This window comes from Natrinema thermotolerans (assembly GCF_031165565.1).
Classification (GTDB): domain Archaea; phylum Halobacteriota; class Halobacteria; order Halobacteriales; family Natrialbaceae; genus Natrinema; species Natrinema thermotolerans.
On record NZ_CP101873.1, the window covers coordinates 149,137 to 170,232 of the forward strand.

19 protein-coding genes are annotated in these 21,096 nt (G+C 66.2%); 9 read left to right on the plus strand and 10 right to left on the minus strand.

Features of this window, described 5'->3' with window-relative positions:
• The first annotated feature begins 53 nt into the window (after positions 1-53).
• Positions 54-1,232, plus strand: coding sequence for a redox-regulated ATPase YchF (locus tag NP511_RS00785; protein ID WP_049966753.1), 1,179 nt, complete (start codon positions 54-56; stop codon positions 1,230-1,232).
• Between the two features lie 21 nt (positions 1,233-1,253).
• Here the strand turns inward: NP511_RS00785 and NP511_RS00790 are convergent, their stop codons facing one another.
• Together NP511_RS00790 and NP511_RS00795 are read right to left on the minus strand one after the other, a co-directional pair.
• A complete protein-coding gene (locus tag NP511_RS00790; protein ID WP_162834904.1) occupies positions 1,254-1,394 on the minus strand; it encodes a hypothetical protein in 141 nt (46 codons plus the stop codon).
• A gap of 25 nt (positions 1,395-1,419) precedes the next feature.
• Entirely contained in the window at positions 1,420-1,908 is a 489-nt protein-coding gene (locus NP511_RS00795) for a type II toxin-antitoxin system death-on-curing family toxin (protein WP_049966754.1), read from the minus strand.
• Between the two features lie 385 nt (positions 1,909-2,293).
• Between NP511_RS00795 and NP511_RS00800 the strand changes: the two genes are divergently transcribed.
• Together NP511_RS00800 and NP511_RS00805 are read left to right on the plus strand one after the other, a co-directional pair.
• Positions 2,294-2,569, plus strand: a complete 276-nt coding sequence (locus NP511_RS00800; protein ID WP_049966755.1) for an amphi-Trp domain-containing protein — start codon at positions 2,294-2,296, stop codon at positions 2,567-2,569.
• Between the two features lie 157 nt (positions 2,570-2,726).
• A complete protein-coding gene (locus NP511_RS00805; RefSeq protein WP_006650800.1) occupies positions 2,727-2,930 on the plus strand; it encodes a hypothetical protein in 204 nt (67 codons plus the stop codon).
• Positions 2,931-2,941: 11 nt separating this feature from the next.
• Here NP511_RS00805 and NP511_RS00810 read toward each other — a convergent pair whose 3' ends face one another.
• Positions 2,942-3,802 (minus strand): UbiA family prenyltransferase, encoded by an 861-nt coding sequence (locus tag NP511_RS00810; protein ID WP_049966756.1) that lies wholly within the window; start codon positions 3,800-3,802, stop codon positions 2,942-2,944.
• Between the two features lie 95 nt (positions 3,803-3,897).
• Between NP511_RS00810 and NP511_RS00815 the strand changes: the two genes are divergently transcribed.
• Both NP511_RS00815 and NP511_RS00820 read left to right on the plus strand, forming a co-directional pair.
• Complete coding sequence (locus NP511_RS00815; RefSeq protein ID WP_049966757.1) at positions 3,898-5,586, plus strand: thiamine pyrophosphate-binding protein; 1,689 nt, start codon at positions 3,898-3,900, stop codon at positions 5,584-5,586.
• Between the two features lie 98 nt (positions 5,587-5,684).
• Positions 5,685-7,469 carry a sensor histidine kinase gene (locus tag NP511_RS00820; protein ID WP_049966758.1) on the plus strand — a complete coding sequence of 595 codons (1,785 nt, stop codon included), beginning with the start codon at positions 5,685-5,687 and terminating at the stop codon, positions 7,467-7,469.
• A gap of 14 nt (positions 7,470-7,483) precedes the next feature.
• Here NP511_RS00820 and NP511_RS00825 read toward each other — a convergent pair whose 3' ends face one another.
• From NP511_RS00825 to NP511_RS00835, 3 genes are all read right to left on the minus strand, one after another.
• The gene (locus tag NP511_RS00825; RefSeq protein WP_049966759.1) at positions 7,484-9,031 is read right to left on the minus strand and encodes a TrkH family potassium uptake protein; all 1,548 of its coding nucleotides are present in this window, start codon (positions 9,029-9,031) and stop codon (positions 7,484-7,486) included.
• A gap of 123 nt (positions 9,032-9,154) precedes the next feature.
• Positions 9,155-9,985 (minus strand): hypothetical protein, encoded by an 831-nt coding sequence (locus NP511_RS00830; RefSeq protein ID WP_233274370.1) that lies wholly within the window; start codon positions 9,983-9,985, stop codon positions 9,155-9,157.
• A gap of 132 nt (positions 9,986-10,117) precedes the next feature.
• Positions 10,118-11,539 carry an FAD-binding oxidoreductase gene (locus tag NP511_RS00835; RefSeq protein WP_049966761.1) on the minus strand — a complete coding sequence of 474 codons (1,422 nt, stop codon included), beginning with the start codon at positions 11,537-11,539 and terminating at the stop codon, positions 10,118-10,120.
• 171 nt (positions 11,540-11,710) lie between these two features.
• On the opposite strand from NP511_RS00835, the gene NP511_RS00840 reads away from it, so the two are divergent.
• The 3 genes from NP511_RS00840 to NP511_RS00850 all read left to right on the plus strand — a co-directional run bounded on the left by NP511_RS00840 (position 11,711) and on the right by NP511_RS00850 (position 15,142).
• Positions 11,711-13,438 (plus strand): alkaline phosphatase D family protein, encoded by a 1,728-nt coding sequence (locus tag NP511_RS00840; RefSeq protein WP_049966762.1) that lies wholly within the window; start codon positions 11,711-11,713, stop codon positions 13,436-13,438.
• 179 nt (positions 13,439-13,617) lie between these two features.
• Positions 13,618-14,625, plus strand: coding sequence for a TIGR04024 family LLM class F420-dependent oxidoreductase (locus NP511_RS00845; protein WP_049966763.1), 1,008 nt, complete (start codon positions 13,618-13,620; stop codon positions 14,623-14,625).
• A 127-nt stretch (positions 14,626-14,752) separates the two neighbouring features.
• Positions 14,753-15,142: a DUF7344 domain-containing protein gene (locus NP511_RS00850; RefSeq protein ID WP_049966764.1), complete on the plus strand. Its 390-nt coding sequence runs from the start codon at positions 14,753-14,755 to the stop codon at positions 15,140-15,142.
• Positions 15,143-15,181: 39 nt separating this feature from the next.
• On the opposite strand, the gene NP511_RS00855 is transcribed toward NP511_RS00850, so the two are convergent.
• Positions 15,182-16,147, minus strand: coding sequence for an NADPH:quinone reductase (locus NP511_RS00855; protein WP_049966929.1), 966 nt, complete (start codon positions 16,145-16,147; stop codon positions 15,182-15,184).
• Positions 16,148-16,269: 122 nt separating this feature from the next.
• Complete coding sequence (locus NP511_RS00860; protein ID WP_049966765.1) at positions 16,270-17,391, minus strand: pyridoxal phosphate-dependent aminotransferase; 1,122 nt, start codon at positions 17,389-17,391, stop codon at positions 16,270-16,272.
• Between the two features lie 146 nt (positions 17,392-17,537).
• On the opposite strand from NP511_RS00860, the gene NP511_RS00865 reads away from it, so the two are divergent.
• Entirely contained in the window at positions 17,538-18,200 is a 663-nt protein-coding gene (locus NP511_RS00865) for a DUF6517 family protein (RefSeq protein WP_084158323.1), read from the plus strand.
• 137 nt (positions 18,201-18,337) lie between these two features.
• Here NP511_RS00865 and NP511_RS00870 read toward each other — a convergent pair whose 3' ends face one another.
• Positions 18,338-19,204, minus strand: coding sequence for a 2-oxoacid:ferredoxin oxidoreductase subunit beta (locus tag NP511_RS00870; protein WP_006650815.1), 867 nt, complete (start codon positions 19,202-19,204; stop codon positions 18,338-18,340).
• The gene (locus NP511_RS00875; RefSeq protein WP_006650816.1) at positions 19,204-20,958 is read right to left on the minus strand and encodes a 2-oxoacid:acceptor oxidoreductase subunit alpha; all 1,755 of its coding nucleotides are present in this window, start codon (positions 20,956-20,958) and stop codon (positions 19,204-19,206) included. The genes NP511_RS00870 and NP511_RS00875 overlap by 1 nt, the downstream gene beginning before the upstream one ends.
• Positions 20,959-21,096: the final 138 nt, after the last annotated feature.

Below are 21,096 nucleotides of genomic sequence, written 5' to 3' on the forward strand. Positions count from 1 at the left end.
CCGAGGTCGGTCGAATCGAAAGACAATTCCTCCGGACGGCGCTATCGGGAGGTATGCTTTCGATCGCGCTTGCCGGGAAACCGAACGCCGGCAAGTCCACGTTCTACACCGCGGCGACGATGGCGGAGGTCGACGTCGCCAACTATCCGTTCACGACGATCGACGCCAACCGCGGGGTGAGCTATGTCCGGACCGAGTGTCCCTGCCTCGAGCGCGAGGACCGTTGTAACGCCGAGAACTGCGAGGACGGCAAGCGCTACGTGCCGATCGAACTGCTGGACGTCGCGGGGCTGGTCCCCGGCGCTCACGAGGGGAAGGGACTGGGCAATCAGTTCCTCGACGAACTGACGAACGCGGACGTGATCGTCAACGTCGTCGACGCCTCCGGCGGCACCAACGAGAAGGGCGAACCGGTCGATATCGGCGACCACGACCCGCTCGAGGACATCGACTTCATCGAGGAGGAGATGGATCTCTGGCTGGCCGGCATCGTCGACCGCAACTGGGAGTCCGTCGAGCGCAAATCGCGCTCCCCGGACTTCGACATCGACGACGCGCTGGCGGACATGCTCTCGGGCTTCGGTGCCTCTCCCAAGCAGATCGCGACGGTCCTGCGGGAACTGGACTATCCCGACGACCCGATCCAGTGGGACGACGACCACCGCGAGGAACTCGCACGACTGGTCCGCGAGCGAACGAAACCGATCGTCGTCGCGGCCAACAAGATCGACGTCGCACCCGCGGAGAACGTCGAGCGCCTGCTGGACCTGGACAAGCCCGTGATCCCGACCACGGCGGAGGGCGAACTCGCCTTGCGCCGGGCCGCCGAGAACGGGCTGGTCGACTACGATCCCGGCGACGAGACGCTCGAGGTCGGCGACGACGTCAACGACGCCCAGCGCGAGGCCCTCGAGGGACTGGCAGACACCATGACCGAGTGGGGCGGCACCGGCGTGCAGGCGGCACTCGACCACGCCGTCTACGACCTGCTCGATCACCTCACCGCCTACCCGGTCGAGGACGCCTCGAAGTGGTCCGACGGCAGCGGCAACGTCCTCCCCGACGCCTTCCTGTTGCCCGAGGGCTCGACCCCGGTCGACCTCGCCTACAGCGTCCACTCCGACATCGGCGACGGCTACCTCCACGCCGTGAACGCGAAATCGAACCGCGAGATCAGCGAGGAGTACGAACTCGAGGAGGGCGACGTGATCAAGATCGTGAGTACGAACTGATAACAGTAGAGTCGAAGCGCGTTACTCGTTTTCGAGGGCGTCGTAGATCTTGCGGTTCGCGTCCCGGTCAGCTGCTGCCACCCGCTGGACGAGTTCTCGTCGGATGTCGTCCATTACTTCATCGAGGGGAGAATCGGACTCTGAACTTTCCTCGGTCGCCATATCTGGTGTATCGCCCCGACTGCGGTTAATCGTTCGGGTTAGACGAATCACCGGTCAGTTCGTCCAGTCCGTACTGGATGAGATCATCACGCCACTGTTCGATCTCTCCGACGAGGTCGATTTCTCCAGTATGAGAACGAAGGTATTCGATGGTTTCTGCTTCTTCGACGGTCGTCTGATCGGTGCCGAACTGCTTGAGGATCGTCCTGATCTCGTTGTCGTACGTGAACCGATATCCGTTGAGGAAGTAGAACACGACCGTCGTGTTGAGCGCGGTGCGTTTGTTCGCATCGACGAACGGGTGGTTCGCCACCAACAGTCTGAGGAGGTGAAATGATTTCTCGTGAATCGTTTCGGGCACCGTCCCGAAACTCCCACTCTCGATGTAGTTCAGGGCAAACTCGATATCGCCACGATTCTGGACGCCAGCATGCGTGTCAGAGTACTCCGAGACGATGTCGTCGTGGATGGCGAGAACGTCGCCCACTGACGGATACCAGAGCGAGTCTGCCATTCGTTCGTTCAATCAGACTGCACCCGAGGTAATCCTTGCTATTGCAGCGCACGGAGTTTGGCTGTATCTATCCGTTGTGTACGCAGAAGTGCTGATCAAGATCGTGAGCATCAACTGACGGAGAGACGAAACCGGCGTAGATAGAACGGTATTGCTCTTCCGCGGCGAACGCCGTCGGCGTTCGCCTCGCTACCGCTGTAGCGAACCGGGTCGGATCGGGCCGGGTATCGTCGGGTCGGTTCGGAGTCAGTCCGTCGGGAACTGATAGTCGGTCGTGAATTAATCGAGTGGGTGTGAATGCAGTTTTATTATGTATTTTTGTACATCTATGACCGATACGCCATTGGGTGTGCTATTTATCCCGCGAAACGTGGTTGGGTCCGATATGGTGGACAAGACCCTTTCCGCCGACGAAGTCACCCGCGAAGAGGCCGCCGAACGACTGCGAGCGCTGGCCGACGAGATCGATGGGACCGGAGCAACATCGGTCCGTACGGGGAACAAAACGGTCGATCTCACGCCCTCGGAGTCGATCGCCTACGAGGTCGGCGTCCGCGAGCGCTCCTCGATCCTGCGCGGCCAGCGCGAGACGGTCACGGTCAAACTCGACTGGAAGCCGCCGAAAACCACGGAGGGAACCGAAGAGAGCGAAGCCGAGTAGCGGCGCTCTGGTCGGATTCTCCGGGCGGTCGATACCGACGACGGCACGGACTATCGCGATCGCTGTTGGGTAGGGTCGTGCTTTTCTCCGACGGCGACCTACACCCCGCATGACCCCACGTCACACGGGCGTTTCCGAGTCCCGACGCGACCGAGCGATGGCGGCACGGTTGGCCACCCTCGAGGAGCGACTCGAGGCGGCCGAACGCCAACAGCGGCTGCTTCGGACCACGGTCGCCGGGCTGGCCCGCGAGGTCGGCCGCTCGCTGGGCTGTCAGTGCAGTCGCTGTGACGAGAGCTATACGCTGGTCAGGGACGGCTGCATGTACTGTCCTCGCTGTGGCTTCCGGGAGTCGCTGTAGGGCGCTCGGTCTCAGACCAGTCGGCCGAGCGGATCGAACCGGACGGCGGCGACGAGGACCGCCAAGAAGACGTACGAGCCCCGAACGAGCAGCATGGTCGCGAGTTCCGGATCGGCCCGGCGCGCGACAGCGGCGACCGCAGCGAAGGCCAGCGCCGCCACCAGGGCGGTCAGCGGGAAGATCCGCAGGACGGCGAACGCGGTGACGGCGATCAGCGCCGTGGTCATCAGTCCGTAGGCGACGGCATAGGCGCGGTCGGGACCGACGGCGACCGCGACCGTTCGCTTCCGGATCGAGCGGTCGTACGCGTAGTCCTGTGCGTCGTCGATCACCTTGACGCCCGACAACAGGATCAGGAAGACGACGGCGAAGCCGAGCGAGACGGCGGTGATCGTCCCGGCCTGGACGTAGAACCCGCCGAGGATCGAGAGGGCGATGCCGAGCGGATAGCCGGTCGTCGCCGTCACGGGGTTCGTGTCGAGCTGGGGTGCGTGGTGGTAGGCGATCAGCCACGTCGGAACCACGACCGCCAGCACGAGGACGTCGACCAGCGCCACGAGCAGGAGACAACAGCCCGCGAACACCGCCGTCGACGCCGCGAGGCCGATCCGACAGCCCCGTTCGGTCAGCGGGTGGTCGTCGTCCTCGCCGCGGACGTGGAAGTCGACGTAGCCGTCTTTGACGTGGGCCGTGTAGACCGCCGCGAACATCGCGACGACGTGGACCGCTGCGAGAACCGGGTCGACGCTCCCCGCGAGGATCGCGCCGAACAGCGACGCGGCGATCGGCGGCGTCATGAAGACGGGATGGACCTGCGACCAGTACGCTCGAGCGACCGCGCCCGAACCCGTCCCGTCTCTCGCGAGAGCCATACCCGGACGACAACGAACCGACGGATAATACCTCGGGCGGGCACCGAGGTTCCGAAACACACAATTTGATGTGGTGTGCCGTACCACGAGCGAGCATGACGGACGATTATACCGGCGCGGATCTCTTCACTGACGCTCTCGAGACCTACGGCGTCGACTACGTCTTCGGCAACCCGGGGACGACCGAACTCCCGATCATGGACGCGATCGGCGACAGCGACCTCGAGTATCGGCTCGGCCTCCACGAGGACATCGCGGTGGGGATGGCAGGCGGCTACGCACAGCGCCGCCGGTATCACGCCCACCACGACGACTCGATCACGCCGGTCGGCGTCGCGAACCTCCACATCGCGCCGGGGCTTGCCCACGGGCTCGGCAACCTCTACGCGGCAAAGATCACCGGCGCGCCGCTGGTCGTGACCGCGGGCAATCACAGCACCGACTTCCGCCACGAGGAGCCGATCCTCTCGGGCCGGCTCGCGGACATGGCCCGCGAGTACTGCAAGTGGTCCGACGAGGTGCTCGACGTGTCGGCGCTGCCGACGATGCTCCGGCGCGCGTTCCGCGTCGCGATGACCCCGCCGACGGGACCGGTCTTCCTCGGGCTGCCGCTGGACGTGATGCTGGCCGAAACCGACGCCGAACCGGAACGGCTGGGCCCGATCCCCAACGCCGGCAGCGGTGATCCCGGCCAGCTCGAGCGCGCGGCGGAACTGTTAGCCGAGGCCGACGATCCGGTGATCGTCGTCGGCGACCACGTCGCCCGGTCGGGGGCCGACGCCGTCGCCGCGGCGGTCGACCTCGCGGAGGCGACGGGGGCCCGCGTCCACGGGGAGATCCTCGCCTGCGAGGTGGACTTCCCGACCGACCACGAGCAGTGGGTCTCGTACCTGCCGACCAACGAGGAGCTGGCCGCGATGCTGATGGATACCGATACGATACTCTTCGCGGGCTGTTCGACCAACACGACGCTGACCCGCCACGAGGAGGCGCTGGTCGATCCCGACACGACCTGCATCCACCTCTCCGACGACAGCTGGCAGGTCGGGAAGAACCAGCCCGCCGACGCGGCCGTGATCGGCGATCCGGGGCTCGTCATGCAGGGCATCGCCGAGCGCGTCCAAACGAAGCTCTCCGAGGACGTCGTCGCCGACCGCCTCGAGGGAGTCGCCGAGGTCAAGGAGATGGTCGAGTCCCAGATGGCCGGCTACGGCGAGGCCGACGGGGACGATCCGCGGGCCTCGAAGGCCCAGCTGGTCGATGCGATGGAGCGGGTTGCGGGCGACGCCGCGATCGTCGACGAGGGCGTCACCTCGAAGTACGCCATGCTGACGCGGTGGGACCTCGGCCCCGAGCAGTACATCTCGAACAAGGGCGGCGGGCTCGGCTACGGGCTGCCCGCCGCGGTCGGTGCCGCGGTTGCCGAGGAACAGCACGACGATCCCCGGGACGTGGTCGGGTTCATCGGCGACGGCTCCTACCAGTACTACCCCCACTCGATCTACAGCGCCGCCCGCTACGACCTCGACCTGACCGTCGTCATCTCGGACAACCGCAACTACCGCATCCTCAAGGACAACACGCTGGCGATCATGGGCGGCGAGGAAGACGACTACGACTTCGTCGGCATGGACTTCGAGCCGAACGTCGACCTCGTCAAAAACGCCGAGAGCCACGGCGCGCGAGCCGAACTCGTCGAGACGCCCGACGGAATCGAGGGCGCGCTCGAGGCGGCCCTGGACCGTTCGGGGCCGGACGTACTGGACGTACTGGTACAGGACTGAGACGTCGATCCGCGACCGCCTCGAGGGCGGAGCGCCGGCTCTCGGATGGCCGGCCGGTAGACACTTGCGTCTCGTTACTAATTGCTACCTATTCACCGATGGGTTGGGCCGTCTCTCCGTACAGTGCCGTGTTGTTGCTCTCGCTCGTCGTCGCCGTCGGAACCGCGGCCGCGGCGTGGCGGACCCGACCCGAAGCCGGCTCGAGCGCGCTCGCCGCGCTCATGGCGACCGTCGCCGTCTGGCTCGGCGCACACGTCCTCGAGATCGAATCGGCGACGATAGCCACGAAACTGTGGTGGGCCGACCTCCAGTGGATATGTGCTGCCGTTATTCCGACACTATTCGTCGTCTTCGCGCTCCAGTATACGGGCGAGGACCGCTGGCTCACCCGGTCTCGACTGGGGCTGTTGTCGATCGAGCCACTCGCCATGATCGGCGCGTTGGCGATCAACGACCGCACGTTCGTGCTGTGGGGGCCGCCGGTCGAGGAACCGATCTCGATCGGGAGTTGGTGGGCATCGTCCGCGACGGTCGCGACCTCGGAACCGGGGCTCGGGCTGTTCGTTCACCTGGGGTACGCGACACTCTGTCTGGCGATCACGTCGGTCCTCGTCTTCCGGCTGATCGCGCGGACCGAGCGACTCTACCGGTGGCAGGGAGTCGCCGTCTTCGTCGCGATCACGGTTCCCTGGGGGGCGGCCGTCCTCTCGGCGGCGTCGCTCGAGATCGTCGGCACGACGCCGATCGGCTTTACCGTCACCGGCCTCGCGATTACCTTCGGCCTCTATCGATACCGGCTCCTCGAGATCGCCCCCATCGCCCGCAGCGAGGTCGTGACGAACCTCGAGGACGGCGTGCTGGTCGCCGACGCCGATCGCCGTATCGTCGACAGCAATCCGGTCGCGCGGGAGATATTCGCGGACGAGCGAGACGCTCTCGTCGGGGAATCGATCGACGACGTAATTCCGATCGATGTTGACGCGGTGATCGACGAGTCCCGCGACCGAGACCGGGTGGACGCCGCGACAACGGCGGGAAACGCCGACACGATGCAGTTCTCGCTCGACGGCGGACGGACCTATTACGATCTCTCGATCTCGTCGATCGACGACGGGCGCGGGTACTCGGCCGGCTGGACGATCGTCGTCCACGACGTGACCGAGCGGGTCCATCGCGAACGCGAACTCGAACGCAAGAACCGAAGACTCGACGAGTTCGCGAGCGTGGTCAGCCACGACTTGCGGAACCCGTTGACGGTCTCGAAGGGGTATCTCGAACTGCTCGAGGAGGAGTACGACCCGGCGTACGTACGGACCGTCGCCGAATCCCACGAGCGGATGGAACAGCTGATCGACGACGTGCTGACGCTCGCTCGGCAGGGCCAACGCGGGCTGGATCCCGAGCCGGTCGCACTCGCGGCCGTCGCACACGAGGCGTGGTCGACGGTCGATACCGCGGGGGCGACGCTGTCGGTCGTCGACGAGCGAACGATCGTCGCGGATCGGACTCAACTCCGGCAGTTACTCGAGAACCTGTTCCGAAACGCGATCGACCATGGGGGGCGATCGGGGGCCGAAACCGACGGCCGCGACCTGACCGTCACCGTCGGCACGCTCGAGGGTGGGTTCTTCGTCGCCGACTCGGGGACGGGCTTCGAGGGCGATCCCGAGGAGATTTTCGACTCCGGCTATACGACGAGCGAGCGCGGGACGGGACTCGGGCTGTCGATCGTGGCGGACATCTGCGAGGGACACGGGTGGTCGGTGATCGCGACTGACGGGGACGGGGGCGCACGGTTCGAGATCACCGGCGTCGAGCGACACGAAACGGCGACTGACGACCGGTCCGACGGGACGTCATCCGGGGTCGGAGCGGCCGAGTAACGACCCCCGCGTAGTCAGGAACGCCAATAGGCCGGCGTCAGGATCACCAGCACGGAGAGGATCTCGAGCCGGCCGATCCACATCAGGAAGGTCATGTACAGCTTCGCGGCTCCGGAAAACGGCTCGTAGCTGTTCATCGGGCCGACGACGCCGACGCCCGGCCCGACGTTGCCGAGCGTCGCGATCGTCGCGCTGATCGCCTCAAGTGCCGTCAGCTCGAGGCCGGGCGTTCGATAGGCGTCGAGAAAGAGCAGGACCGTCGAGACCGCAAACAGCGTCAGAAAGAGGACGATGAAGACGAAGATACCGTGGATCGCCTCCTCGTCGATGACGTCGCCCGTGTCGCCCATCCGAACGGGCCGAACCGCCTGCGGGTGGACGGTCGTGAACAGTTCGCGTTCGATGGACTTCCCGACGACGTACCAGCGGATGATCTTGATCGAGCCGGCCGCCGACCCCGCCGAACCGCCCAGAAACATCGCGAACAGCAAGATTACCTGCGTCGACTCGCTCCAGGTGTTGAAGTCCATGCTGGCGTAGCCGGTCGTCGTCACGATCGCCAGCGTCTGAAAGAGCCCGTGGCGCAGCGATCGCTCGAGGCTGCCCGGGATCGCGGCGACGCCGTCGGGGACCGTCGCGAGGCCGACCCCGAGAAAGAGCAGGGCCGAGAGGAGGGCACCGACGACGCCCATCGACAGGAGATAGGACCGGAACTCGGCGTTCCCGGTCAGCCGATCGGGCTTGCCGCGCCAGACGTGCCAGTAGAGCGCGAAGTTCGTCCCGGCGACGATCATGAAGGGCATGACCGCCCACTGGACGATCGGTTCGAAGGCCTCGACGCTGCGTCCCTCCGGCGAGAAGCCGCCGGTCGGCAGCGTCGTGAGTGCATGCGAGACGGCGTTGTAGAAGGTCATGTTCGGGGCCAGTCCCGCGAGGTGGAGCCCGTAGTAGACGACCACGGCCGCGAGCGTGAACCAGACGTAAATCAGCCAGAGCGCCCGCGCCGTCTGTCTGATCCGCGGGGTCAGCTTCTCGACCTGAATGCCGGGCGCTTCCTCCCGGATGAGCTGGGTCCCACCGACGGAGAGTTCCGAGAGGATCGCGACCATGAGGACAATGATCCCCATCCCGCCGAGCCACTGGGTGAGCTGTCGCCAGAGCATGATCGAATGCGAGTGCGTTTCGACGGAGATCTCGCCCATCACCGTCGCCCCGGTCGTCGTGAATCCGGACATCGACTCGAAGAGGGCGTTGATCGGCTGCGCGATCGTCCCCGTTCCGGCGACGAGATACGGGATCGTCCCGACCAACGGCAGGACCAGCCACGTCAGCGCCACCAGCAGGAACGCCTCGCGGTGTTCGAGGTCCGGCTCGGGCTCGAGGCGCTCGAGCCCCATCCCGACGGCGACCGCGACGACCAGCGCGACCAGAAACGGGAGCGGGCTCTCCCGGTAGAACAGCGCGACCGCCGTCGGCACCAAAAGCGTCAGCGAGAGGGACTTCAACACGGTGCCCAGGAGGCTGCAACTCGAGCGGACATCGACGTGAATCCTGCCAATCATAGCTGAGAGCGTGACCGAACCCACCGTCGGCCGGCGAACAGTAACTACTACGGAAGAATTGTAGCAGCGCAATAAAGACTGGGCTGCACTCCACGACGGCACGGTCGGGCGGGTCGCCGAGACTCAACCGAAGACCCGCTCGTAGTGGTGGGCCATCGCCGCTCGAGCGGTGGCGGAGAAGACGGGAACGTAGTCCATGGTGAGGTAGAACGGCGACTCGGTAACCGGCTCGGCGTACTCGTCGATCGGCCCCCGTTCGGTCGCGAACGGGTGATCGCGCGGCGTGTTCCGGCTCTCCACTGCCGAGTAGCCCGTCGCCATTGGGGTGATGCCGTGGCGAACGAACCAGCCCCGCGCGTCGGGATGGTCCTGTGCGCCGCAGCTGTGGGCCCGTCGCGACGGCGAGGGTTCGGACTCCGTCGCCTCGACGGGGTAGTGCGGAAAGTCGGTCCAGCCGACGACCGCGTGGCCACACTCGTGGGCTGCGAAGTTCCGCAGCAGGTCTCGAGGGGTCCCGATTCCCGCGCCGAAAAGCGCAGCGAGTTCGGCATTGACGTAGCCGTACGCACCGGGTTCGCGGGAGCGACCGTCGCCACGGCCCGCGTACCCCCGCATCGCCCCGGCAGTCGTCGCGCCGTCGGCGACGACGACCAGCGTCACCGTTGCCGCCGTTCGACCGCCTCGCAGGGCGTCGTCGGTCTCCATGGCGTCTAACGTCTCGCCGTGTGCGGGCGCGATCTCGAAGTCGGCGACCGCATCCGTCTCGAGGGTTACCTCGGCGGTGCCCGGCGTCGCTCCGGACCAGGTCTCCGCGAACAGGTCGACACCCTCGCGGACCGCGTCGAGCGCGTCCTCGGCGGGCTCGGCGGAGGCGTGACGAACGATCTCGAGGGTCAGATCACCGTCGCTGCCGGTAGCCGCGCCGACTCCCGATACAGCGGCTGTTCCGGCCACGGTACAGGCACACGCGAGAACACGACGGCGGGTTGGCATGGAACGCTCTAGGGAACGATGCGAGTGTGATCATATCGTCTTTCCGGCCGAGAGGAGGGTTGGGGCTGCCACTGACGCCGGTCCCGACCGCTGTCAGCGGTCCGGTTCCCGAACCCGCTCGCCGTCGGCCGTCTCGGGGAAGACTTTCCCCGGGTTGAGCGTATCCGTTGGGTCAAACGCTTGCTTGACCGATCGCATGGCCTCGACCGCGCCCGCGCCGTGTTCCGGCTCGAGGTACGGCTGTTTCCCCTCGCCGATGCCGTGTTCGCCGGTCGCCGTGCCGCCCAGTTCGATGGCGAGTTCGACGATCTCCCGGTAGAGGGCCTCGCCGCGCTCGAGCTGGTCGGGCTCGCTCGGGTCGGCGAGGACGCTGTAGTGGAGGTTGCCGTCGCCCGCGTGGCCGAAGCAGGGGACCAGCAGGTCGTACTCGTCGGCGAGTCGCTTCGCCTCGCGGACCACCTCGGGGTAGGCGCTGATCGGCACCGTCACGTCGCCCGGATGGAGCGACTCGAGGTCGGGGTCGTAGCTCCTGACGGCGAAGGCCAGTTCCCGCCGGGCCTCCCAGAGGGCGGCCATCTCGTCGTCGTCCTCGCTCATCTCGAAGCGGGCGACGTCGTGGTCCTCGAAGATCGTTCGGCAGAGGTCGATCTCCGCCTCGATCCCGTGGTTGGCGTGGAACTCGAGGAAGACCATCGGCGCGTCGGGCAGGCCGGTGTCGAGGTAGTCGTTGGCCATCCGAGCGCTCAGCCCGTCGACGAGCTCGATCTTGGCGACGTCGACCTCGGTCCGGACCGCGTCGAAGACCGCCTCGGCGGCGTCGTCCAGCGTCTCGAAGATCGCCCGTCCGCCACGGATCTGCTCGGGCCGGCCGGCCAGCTCGAGGGTGGCCTCGGTGACCACCGCCAGCGTCCCCTCGCTGCCGACCAGCAGGTCGGTCAGGTTGTAGCCGCTCGAGGTCTTGATCGCCCGCGAGCCGGTCCGGACGACGGTGCCGTCCGCGAGGACGGCCTCGAGCCCGAGGACCCAGTCGGCGATCTCGCCGTAGCGGACCGTCCCCATCCCGCTGGCGTCGGTCGAGATCATGCCGCCGATCGTCGAGATATCGCCCGAGGAGGGCAACGGCGGGAAGAAGAGGCCGTCGCCGGCGACGTGTTCGTCGACGTCGGAGCCGATGATCCCCGGGCCGACGTCGATCTGGAAGTCGTCGGGCCGGTAGTCGACCACCGCGTCCATCCGGGTCAGGTCGAGGCTGATTCCGCCGTGGGCCGGGACGGCGTTGCCCTCGAGGCCCGTCCCGGCCGCGTAGGGTGTGACGGGCACGCCGCGGTCGGTCGCCGCCGACAGCACTGCCGAGACGTCCGCGGTCCGCTCGGGCCAGACGACCGCGTCGGGCATGACCCCGCCCGACTCCTCGGTCCCCCAGTCCGTCGCGTGTGATTCGCGTCGGCCGTCCGCGAACGACAGCTGGTCGTCCCCGAGGTCGAGGTCCTCGAGGAACGAACAATCGTGTGCCATGCATGCATGTTAGACACTGACAGTATCAACGTTTCCCACTGGGTCGTACGCGGATCGCTCGAGACGACCTCGTGACTCGGGTATATATCCCTCGTATCCGACGGTATAATAACAGTATCCAACATATATAAATTATAATCGCCTTTTACTGGATTCTGCCAGCACAATCGTATGCCAGAGCAAAATGGCACACGGAACCGGACGAATCGGCGCGGCTTTCTCGAGAGCATCGGCACCACCTCGGTCGCTGGCGGCCTCGCGGCGGTTCTCGCCCAGCGCGATATCGTCCAGCCCGTCGCCGCGGCGTCGGCGACGGATCCGAGCGTCTTCGCCGTCGACGAGACAGCCGATCCCGACGCGACGTTTCCGCAGTCGGTGGCCAGCGGCGGGCCGACCTCGAGCGGCGCTATTCTCTGGACGCGGATCGCCCCCAGTGCGGTCGTCTCCGAGGAGCCGATCGGTGTCCAGGTCGCGACCGACGACAGTTTCGAGGAGCCGGTCTACGAGGGAACGGTCCCCGCCGATCGACTCTCGAGTACACACGATTACACGGTCAAAGTCGATCTCGACGGCGTTCTCGAGTCGGATCGGCGCTACTACTACCGGTTCGTCTACGACGGCGTCGCGACACGGACCGGTCGCTGTCGGACGCTGCCGGCGGCCGGCGCGAGCCCCGATTCGCTGTCGTTCGCGGTCCTTACGTGTCAGGACTACCAGAACGGGTACTACGGAGCCTACCGCCATCTCGCGGCCGAAGACGTCGACTTCGTCGTCCACCTCGGCGACTTCATTTACGAGTCCGCCGACGGTGCCTACACCTCGCCGACGACGGATATCAAGGACGGGCGCGACATCGACCTCCCCAGCGGCGCCGGTCTGGCGGAGTCCCTGGCCGACTTCCGGACGCTGTATCGAACCTACAAGGGGAACGAATTCCTCCAGGAGGGCCTCGAGCAACACACCGTTGTTCACGGCTGGGACGACCACGAGATCGGGAACAATCGATACTGGGACGAGGAAGCGAACGCGCCGGTGTTGCCGGATACGGACGGCGGCGAGCAGCCCGAGCGGGCGATGGAGATCACGGCCGACGGCATCCAGGCGTGGGTCGAGTACGTTCCCGCCCGCGTCGAGTTCGATCCGAACGAGTCGGCACTGCAGGACCAGCTCCGATTGTGGCGGGATCTCCAGTTCGGCGACCTCGTCGATCTGACCGTCACCGACGAACGCCTCTATCGCGACGGGCCACCCTGTGGCGACGCACGGATCACCTGTACGGATGAGGAAGCGCAGGGGCGGACGATGCTCGGCCACGAACAGAAACAGTATTTCACGGAGTGGGTCAGCGAGTCCGATGCCGTCTGGTCGGTCTGGGCCAACGAGGTGCTGACGATGCCCCTGACCATCGGCGACAACTGGTCGCAGATCGAACTGCTCCACGACTCGTGGGACGGCTTCCAGCACGAACGCTGGGAACTCATGCAACACGTCGCGGACGTCGATCCACGCAACTTCGTCGTCCTGACCGGCGACCTCCACGCGTCGCTTGCCGGCCACGTGAAAGCCGGCTACGGCGAAATCGAGCCGTTCGAGACGTACGACCGAATCGGTGTCGAGCTGATGACTCCCGCCGTTACGAGCGTCAACGCCGCCGACGTCGTCGATTTCCCGAGTGACTGGGACGACGACGCGCTCGCGGAGTTGACCAAAGATCAAAACGACCACCTCGAGTACGTCGACTGGCATCAGCACGGCTACGCCGTCGTCGAGTTCACCCGCGATCACTGTACGTACACCGTGTACGGCGTCGACAAAGATGCGGACCCGCGGGATGCCGAGCAGTCGACCCTCGCCCGATATCGCACTCCGGACGGCGACCCGTCCCTCACGGAACTGTAGGCACACAGTGGGTGGATCGCCGCGAGCGGTTCGCCGGAGATGTGACGACCCTCCCATCGCGGTGATCGGTCGCGCACGTGACTGGACGGAAACGCTACAGATTTATGTGAGTCCGTGACGCGGTGTGCGGTGATGGCAGACCGAACCACGACTCGACGGCCGACGCGGAGGGGAGCCCGATGAACGCCGAACTCGACTTGCTGGTCCGGCTCGGGGACTACGACCGCCCGCAGGGCGTCGCCGAGCGTGCCGTCCAGGCCGAGGAACTGGGTTTCGACCGGATCACGGTCGGTGAGACGACCGGCTGGAACATCGTGCCGCCGCTGACGCTGGCGGCCGACCAGACCGACGAACTGGGCATCTCCAACGACGTCATCTCGCCGTACGGCCGGACGCCGTCGATGCTCGCCCAGACCGCGCTGACGATGCAGGCGGCCGCCGACGGCCGCTTCCGGTTCGGGATCGGCCCGAGTTCGCCCGCGATCACCGAGCGCTGGCACGGCCAGGAGTTCGACCGGCCGCTCCGGCGCACCCGGGAAGTGATCGAGATCATGCGCAACGTCTACGAGGAGGGCAACCCCGCCTACGAGGGCGACATCTTCGAGATCGCCGGGCTGGGCTACGAGCGCGGCCCGAGCGAGAACCCGCCGCCGATCGACGTCGGCACCCTCGGCCCCAAGGCCACCGAGATGGCCGGCCGCTTCGGCGACGGCTGGGCCCCGCAGATGTTCACGAAAGACGGCCTGCGCGACCGCCTCGAGGACTTAGAGCGCGGCGCGGAACTCGGCGGGAAGGACCTCTCGGACCTGCGGGTCGCGCCGATCGTCCGCGGGATCGCCAGCGAGGACCGCGAGGCTGCCCGCGAAAAAGCCCGCGGCACGATCGCGTTCATGCTCGGCGCGTACGGTCCCTACTACGGTAACTCGGTCGCCGAGCAAGGGTACCCCGACGTCGTCGAGGCGGTCCGAGCCGCCTGGGACGACCGCGACACCGACGCGATGGCCGCTGCCCTGCCCGACGAGGTCCTCGACGAACTCGCGTTCGCGGGCACCCCCGACGAGGTCCGCGAGTGGCTCGCGGAGTACGCCGCCATCGAGGGCGTCGACGCCGTCCGTATCGGGTTCGTCGACGGGATGAGCGAGGACGACAAGCGGACGACGATGGAAGCGGTCGCCGACCTCGTCTAATCGCCGGATCGGTCCTCCATCGCGATCGCAGCCGTCTCGAGCGGGCCCTCCTACGACGTGACACGCAGTGTGGTGTTTCGATCTGACTCACAAGTTGCATATATACGTCCCGGACCCTACCGGGGATATGATCCCACTACTGCGGTCGCCCGAGCGCCTCACCGCGTTCGGTGAAGATGCCGACGCCGTCGATACGGCGATGGATCTGCTTGCCGACGGGCGACGCCGCGCGGCGCTGCAGTATCTCGCGGAGACGGGTGGCGACGCCACGCTCACGGAACTGGCGGTCGAGATCGCCGCGCAGGAGGCCGGCGTGGAGCCGAACGCGATCTCGGACCACAGCGACGTTTCCTCGCGGGAGCGCCGCGCCGTCCGAATCTCGCTGCATCACACCCACATCCCGAAACTGACGACCGCCGAGGTCGTGGACTACGACACCGAGACCGAGACGATCACGCTTACCGACCACGGACGAACCCTGCTCGAGCGGGCGGACGCGGTTCAGGTGTCCGCCTGACCGGCCGACTGCGCTGTTTTCACCGAGAACTGCGGTCCGTTACGGCTCGATCACGAGTTTGCCGAGGAAGCTATCTTCCATGACCGCACGCTGGGCCTCGGCGGCCTCCTCGAGGTCGTAGCTTCTGGCCACGTCGATCGAGAGCTTCCCGGTGTCCATGAGGTGGGCGACGCCCCGCATCGGCACGCGCAGGTCCGGCGTGTTGAACATGCTCATGAACTGGTAGGAGACGTCTTTCGAGCGGGCCGCGCCGTCGTTCGTAAAGCCCGGATCGGGGCTGTTCTCGCCAATGCCGACGACGCGAGCGCCCGTCGCGGCGACGTCGGCGTCGAACTGCAGGTAGTCGTCGAGGCGGTGGTCGAGGACGGCGTCGACCCCGCCGTCGGCCGCCTCGCGGACGGCGTCGGCCAGATCGTCCCGGCCGTAGTCAAGCACCGTCTCGGCACCGTAGTCGGCCAGTTCGTCGTGGTACTCCTCGGACGCGGTCGTGATCACCCGCGCGCTTACCGCGGCCGCGATCTGGACGGCCGCGTGGCCGACGCCGCCGGAGCCGCCGTGGACCAGACAGTACTCCGCGGGCTCGAGGTCGGCGTGGTCGATCAGCGCGCGCCAGGCAGTGACGGCGGCGACGCCGGCCCCGCCCGCTTCGGTGAGGTCCGCGCTATCCGGGAGGTGGACCACGCGATCCGTCGGGATCGTCGCGTACTCGGCGTAGGAACCCTGCGAGCCGCCGTTACCGATCCCGGTCCCGTAGACGCGGTCCCCCTCCGCGAAGCCCTCGACGGCCTCGCCGGTCGCCGCGACGGTTCCCGCGACGTCGACGCCCGGCGTGAACGGCAGGCCGACCGGTTCGTACGAGCCGTCCCGGAAGTAGGTATCGACGGGGTTGATCCCCGCCGCGGCGACCTCGACGAGCAACTCGTCGGCGGCCGGTTCGGGCCGCTCGATCTCCTCGACCTGCAGTACGTCCGCGTCGCCATGTTCGTGAAGGCGTACAGCGCGCATCTCGTTCGAACACACGGATCGGGACGGTAAAACGGTACACGTGACGGCAGGGGAGACGGCGACTTTCTCGGCGACAGAGAAAGCTGCATGGAAGACCGGAGAAACCGAACGGCTTGAGCGAGCTACTGGACGGCTCGAGTCGCGTCGTCGATGATCTCGAGTGCCTCCTTCAGCTCCTCGGTCCCGGTCGCGTAGGACAGTCGCGCGTAGCCCTCGCCGTTCGCGCCGAAGGCGTCACCGGGGACGACGACGACGCCGCGATCCAGCACCTCGTCACACCAGCCCTCGGGTACTTTCGGCATCGCGTAGAACGCGCCTTCGGGGGTGGGTACCTCGAGGCCCGCGTCGGTGAGCCCGTCGAGGACGAGGTCCCGGCGCTGCTCGAAGGTCTCGACCATCTCCGTGACCTGATCCTGGGGGCCGGTCAGAGCGGCCTCGGCGGCGTACTGGGCGGGCGCGGAGGCACAGGCCTGCCCGTACTGGTGGACCCGCAGCATCCGCTCGATGCGGCGGTTCGAGCCGACGACCCAGCCGAGCCGCCAGCCGGTCATCGAGTAGGTCTTCGAGCAGGCGCTGACGACGACGACGTTGTCCGTCTCGGCGAACTCGAGCGGCGAACGATGCTCGCCCTCGAAGACGATGTGTTCGTAGACTTCGTCCGAAATACAGAGGACGTCGTGTTCGTCGGCGATACGGGCGAACTCGCGCATGTCGGCCTCGCTCTGGACGGCCCCGGTCGGGTTCGCGGGGCTGTTGACGACGAACGCCGCGGTCTCCTCGGTGATGGCGTCCTCGACGGTCGCGGGATCGAGGGTGAGGTCCTCCCGCAGCCCGACCGGCTTCGGCGTGCCGTCGGCGATGTGGGTCAGGGCGTCGTAGGAGACGAAGCCCGGATCGGGGAAGACGACCTCCTCGCCGGGGTTGACGTGGGCCTCGAGCGCCAGATGCAGGGCCTCGCTCCCGCCGGAGGTCGCGATCACGTCGGCGGGATCGACCGCGAGGCCGTAGTCGCGGTCGTACTTCGCGGAAATCGCTTCCCGGAGCTGTTCGGTCCCCTTGTTCGAGGTGTAGGCGTCGGCCTGCCCCGACTCGATGGCCTCGATGGCCCCGCGCCGAGCGTGGGCCGGAGTGGGGAAGTCCGGCTGGCCGAGGCCGAGGTTGATGGCGTCCTCGCCAGCGGCCTCGAAGACCTCCCGGATACCGCTGATCGACACCTGCTCGACTCGGTCTGCAAAGTCAGTCATGGCTAGACGGGGGATGCCGACCCCGATAACTCTTGATGTGTCTGTCCGCTATCATCCGCTCTCGACGTTCAACGAGGCCTGATACTCTTGTCTGCGAAACTGAAGAAGCCACAAGGAATATGCCGCTCGTAACGTACCCACCTGTAATGACTCTCTCTCGACGATCGCTGCTCGCCGCGGGCGCGACCGGGACGATCGCGCTCACCGCCGGCTGTATCGACGTCGTCCTCGGGAACGAGCCGCTCGCGTTCGATTCGGACGCCGTTCGCCCGACCGACGACGCGCTCGAGGAGACGGGCTACGCGGAAGACGACGTCAGCCAGCGAACGATCGACCGCTCGGTCGAACTTCCCGGCGGCGTCGAGCGCCAGGTCGAGGCCTCGATCGCGACGGCGATCTACTCGAAGGCCGTGGAGTATCAGGGTGAAGAGCGCGACGGGGCCGCCGTCGCCGCCGTCTCCATCCCGGGGATGGAGGTCGCAGGCCGATCGCTCAACCCGATCGACGATCTGTCCAACGAGGAGTTACTCGACCGGTTCCTCGGCGAGTTCGAGGGCGGCCAGGGCGATATCAGTAACATCCAGCACCAGGAGACGTTCGGCCTCGATATCCTCGGGGACGGCCGCGAGGTCGACCGGTTCCTCGGCGAGTCCGAACTCGGCGGCGAGCCGATCGACGTCGAGATCAAACTCACCTCTTTCGATCACGAGGGCGATCTGCTCGTCCTCCTTGGCACCTATCCGAAACTGCTCACCGAGGAATCGGCCAACGCCGAGGTCCTGCTCGAGTCCGTCGAACACCCGGCCTAACGACCGGCGACCGGGTCGCTCCGGCGGTTAGTTTGCGATTGGAACCTCGCCTCTCGAGCGGTCGGTAACTAAACGGCGAAGGCAGTACCGGAACCGACGACGGAAAAAGCGCGAATCAGTCGGAATCGACGGCGGTCTCAGTAGAACTCGCGGACGAGATCCATCGCGTCCTCGGGCGCGCCGTCGGGGATCTCGGACATGTCCTCGGTGACGCCGTGTTTCTCGTGGTAGGGAACCGAGTTCTCGTCCTGGTACATGACGCCCTGATACTCCTTCTCGCTGTCGAGGATGACCTCCTTGGCGGCCTCGTAGTCGTGGGGGTCGTGGTCCTCGTCTTCCTGCAGGTCGACGAGGCTGTCGCGGAAGTAGTCGTAGGTGTCGACGTCGTTGAACGTGACACAGGGGCTGAAGACGTTGACGAAGCCGAAGCCGTCGTGTTCGATGGCCTTCTCGACGATCTCGGCGTGGCGCATCGCGTCCGAGCTAAAGGACTGAGCGATGAAGCTCGCGCCGGAGGCGAGCGCGAGTGCGAGCGGGTTGACCGGCGGCTGCTTCGGCCCTTCGGGAGTCGTACTGGTCTCGAAGTCCGACCGCGAGGTTGGCGACGCCTGGCCCTTGGTCAGGCCGTAGATGCGGTTGTCCATGACCACGTAGGTCATGTCGACGTTCCGGCGGACGGCGTGGACGAAGTGACCGGCACCGATCGAGTAGCCGTCACCGTCGCCGCCGGCGACCATGACCTCGACGTCGGGTCGGGCCATCTTGACACCGGTGCCGACCGGGAGCGCACGGCCGTGGACCCCGTGAAGGGCGTAGCTGTGCATGTAGGTCCCGATCTTGCCGGAACAGCCGATCCCGGCGACGACGAACGTGTTGTCGGGGTCGTTGCCGGTGTTGGCCAGCGCTTTCATCATGCCGTTCATCGTCCCGAAGTCGCCGCAGCCGGGACACCACGTTGGCTGCTTGTCGGATTTGAAGTCGGTGAATCGAACGTCGGAGCTCATTATGCGGGTACCTCCTCGGTGAGTTTCTCGGTGATATCGTCTGCGAGTTCGTCGGCCTTGAATCGCACGCCGGTGTACTTGTTGATCCGCTTGACGCGGGTCAACACGTCGTGTTCGATCACGTCCGCGAACTGTCCGTTCGCGTTACACTCGACGACGATCGTCTCGTCGGCGGCCTCGATCTCCTCGGTCAGGTCGGGTCGCGGGAAGATATAGGGCACTGAGATCACGTGGACGTCGATCCCGTCCTCCTCGAGGTACTCGAGCGCCTCGACGAGCGCGCCCTCGTTCGATCCCCACGAGATGACGAGGTTGTCCGCGTCCGGATCGCCGAACTCGCGGTAGTCCCAGTCCTCGTTCTCCCTCGCGGTCTCGACCTTGCGGTTGCGCTTGTCGACCTGCTGGACGCGTTCGTCCTCTTCTTCGGTCCGGCGGCCGAGTTCGTCGTGTTCGAGGCCGGTAGACATGTGGGCAGCGTCGGTCGTCCCGGGGATGGCCCGCGGGCTGACGCCGTCCTCGGTGACGGCGTGGGCACGGAAGTGGCCCTGCGCGTCGAGCCACTCGTCGACCTCGTCCTCGTCGACGAGCTTGCCGCGGTCGATCTCGACCTCGCTCATGTCGAAGGCCTCCGGCGGGAACGTCTGCTCGGTGACCGACATCGCCAGGTCCGAGACCAGGAAGACCGGGGTCTGGTACTTCTCGGCGAGGTTGAACGCCTCGACGGTCTTCCAGAAACACTCGGTGATCGACGTGGGTGCGACGACGAACCGCGGAACCTCGCCGTGGCCGCCGTACAGCGCCATGTTGAGGTCGCCCTGCTCCTGTTTCGTCGGCATCCCGGTCGAGGGACCGGATCGCTGGACGTCGGCGATGACCAGCGGCGTTTCGCTGGTCGCGACGAGACCGAACGTCTCGGTCATGAGGTCGATCCCGGCTCCCGACGTGGCGGTCATCGCTCGAGCGCCCGCCCGTGCGCCGCCGAGTGCCATGTTGATCGCCGACAGCTCGTCTTCGGCCTGCACGACGTGGCCGCCGTAGTCCTCGATACGCCCGGTCAGGTACTCCATGATCGAGGTCGCGGGCGTGATCGGATAACCGGCGTAGAACCGGCAGCCGGCCGCGAGCGCGCCCATGCCGATGGCTTCGTTGCCGTTGAGCAGGACGTAGTCGTTGTCGGTGGTCTCGACGTTGTAGCCGAGGTGGCTCAGGTCGTAGTTCTCCTCGACGTACTCCTGGCCCGCGCGAGCGGCTTCCTTGTTGTTCTCGACGATCTTCGAGCCCTTGCCGCCGAAGCGCTTCTCGAGGGCCTCGTCCAGATACTCGACGTCGAAGCCGGTGATCTTACACGCCGCGCCCAGCGCGACGATGTTGCGCATGATCGCGCCGCCGGCCTCCTCGGCCAGCGATTTCAGCGGGACGTCGACCGCGGTCATCTCGTCGGGGATCTCCGCGTCCCACGAGCGCTCGCCGTCGTAGATGATGGCGCTGCCCTCGTGGAGTTCGTCCAAGTTCTCGTCGATGGTCCGCTGTGTCAGGGCGACGAGAATGTCGAGGCGGTCCACGACGCTTTGGACCTGCTCGACGGACGTCCGAATCTTGTAGGCTGTGTAGCCGCCACGGATTCGCGACGCGAAGTCTTTGGAGGTGAATACGTGTCTTCCGGCCCGGGACAGTGCCTGAGCGAAGATTTTTCCGGTGGAGTCGATACCGTCACCGGCCTCGCCTCCGATCGCCCAGTTGAGATCCTCAGCCATGTTATGAGGCCCCTTGCCCCCCATAAATGAAAAGGCTTCTGAAACCCCAAGCGGACCACCGCATCAGTGGTGGATATGTTCGGGATGGAAGGACAGTTGGTTATTAATCGTTAGGAATTGTGGGGCGAGAGTTTACGA

Coding starts and splice junctions, on each gene's coding strand:
- NP511_RS00845 (WP_049966763.1), top strand. CDS start 13,618: ATGAACGCCGAACTCGACTTGCTGGTCCGGCTCGGGGACTACGACCGC.
- NP511_RS00835 (WP_049966761.1), bottom strand. CDS start 11,539: ATGGCACACGATTGTTCGTTCCTCGAGGACCTCGACCTCGGGGACGAC.
- NP511_RS00815 (WP_049966757.1), top strand. CDS start 3,898: ATGACGGACGATTATACCGGCGCGGATCTCTTCACTGACGCTCTCGAG.
- NP511_RS00825 (WP_049966759.1), bottom strand. CDS start 9,031: ATGATTGGCAGGATTCACGTCGATGTCCGCTCGAGTTGCAGCCTCCTG.
- NP511_RS00855 (WP_049966929.1), bottom strand. CDS start 16,147: ATGCGCGCTGTACGCCTTCACGAACATGGCGACGCGGACGTACTGCAG.
- NP511_RS00860 (WP_049966765.1), bottom strand. CDS start 17,391: ATGACTGACTTTGCAGACCGAGTCGAGCAGGTGTCGATCAGCGGTATC.
- NP511_RS00785 (WP_049966753.1), top strand. CDS start 54: ATGCTTTCGATCGCGCTTGCCGGGAAACCGAACGCCGGCAAGTCCACG.
- NP511_RS00820 (WP_049966758.1), top strand. CDS start 5,685: ATGGGTTGGGCCGTCTCTCCGTACAGTGCCGTGTTGTTGCTCTCGCTC.
- NP511_RS00790 (WP_162834904.1), bottom strand. CDS start 1,394: ATGGCGACCGAGGAAAGTTCAGAGTCCGATTCTCCCCTCGATGAAGTA.
- NP511_RS00805 (WP_006650800.1), top strand. CDS start 2,727: ATGGCGGCACGGTTGGCCACCCTCGAGGAGCGACTCGAGGCGGCCGAA.
- NP511_RS00865 (WP_084158323.1), top strand. CDS start 17,538: ATGACTCTCTCTCGACGATCGCTGCTCGCCGCGGGCGCGACCGGGACG.
- NP511_RS00870 (WP_006650815.1), bottom strand. CDS start 19,204: ATGAGCTCCGACGTTCGATTCACCGACTTCAAATCCGACAAGCAGCCA.
- NP511_RS00840 (WP_049966762.1), top strand. CDS start 11,711: ATGCCAGAGCAAAATGGCACACGGAACCGGACGAATCGGCGCGGCTTT.
- NP511_RS00800 (WP_049966755.1), top strand. CDS start 2,294: ATGGTGGACAAGACCCTTTCCGCCGACGAAGTCACCCGCGAAGAGGCC.
- NP511_RS00850 (WP_049966764.1), top strand. CDS start 14,753: ATGATCCCACTACTGCGGTCGCCCGAGCGCCTCACCGCGTTCGGTGAA.
- NP511_RS00875 (WP_006650816.1), bottom strand. CDS start 20,958: ATGGCTGAGGATCTCAACTGGGCGATCGGAGGCGAGGCCGGTGACGGT.
- NP511_RS00795 (WP_049966754.1), bottom strand. CDS start 1,908: ATGGCAGACTCGCTCTGGTATCCGTCAGTGGGCGACGTTCTCGCCATC.
- NP511_RS00810 (WP_049966756.1), bottom strand. CDS start 3,802: ATGGCTCTCGCGAGAGACGGGACGGGTTCGGGCGCGGTCGCTCGAGCG.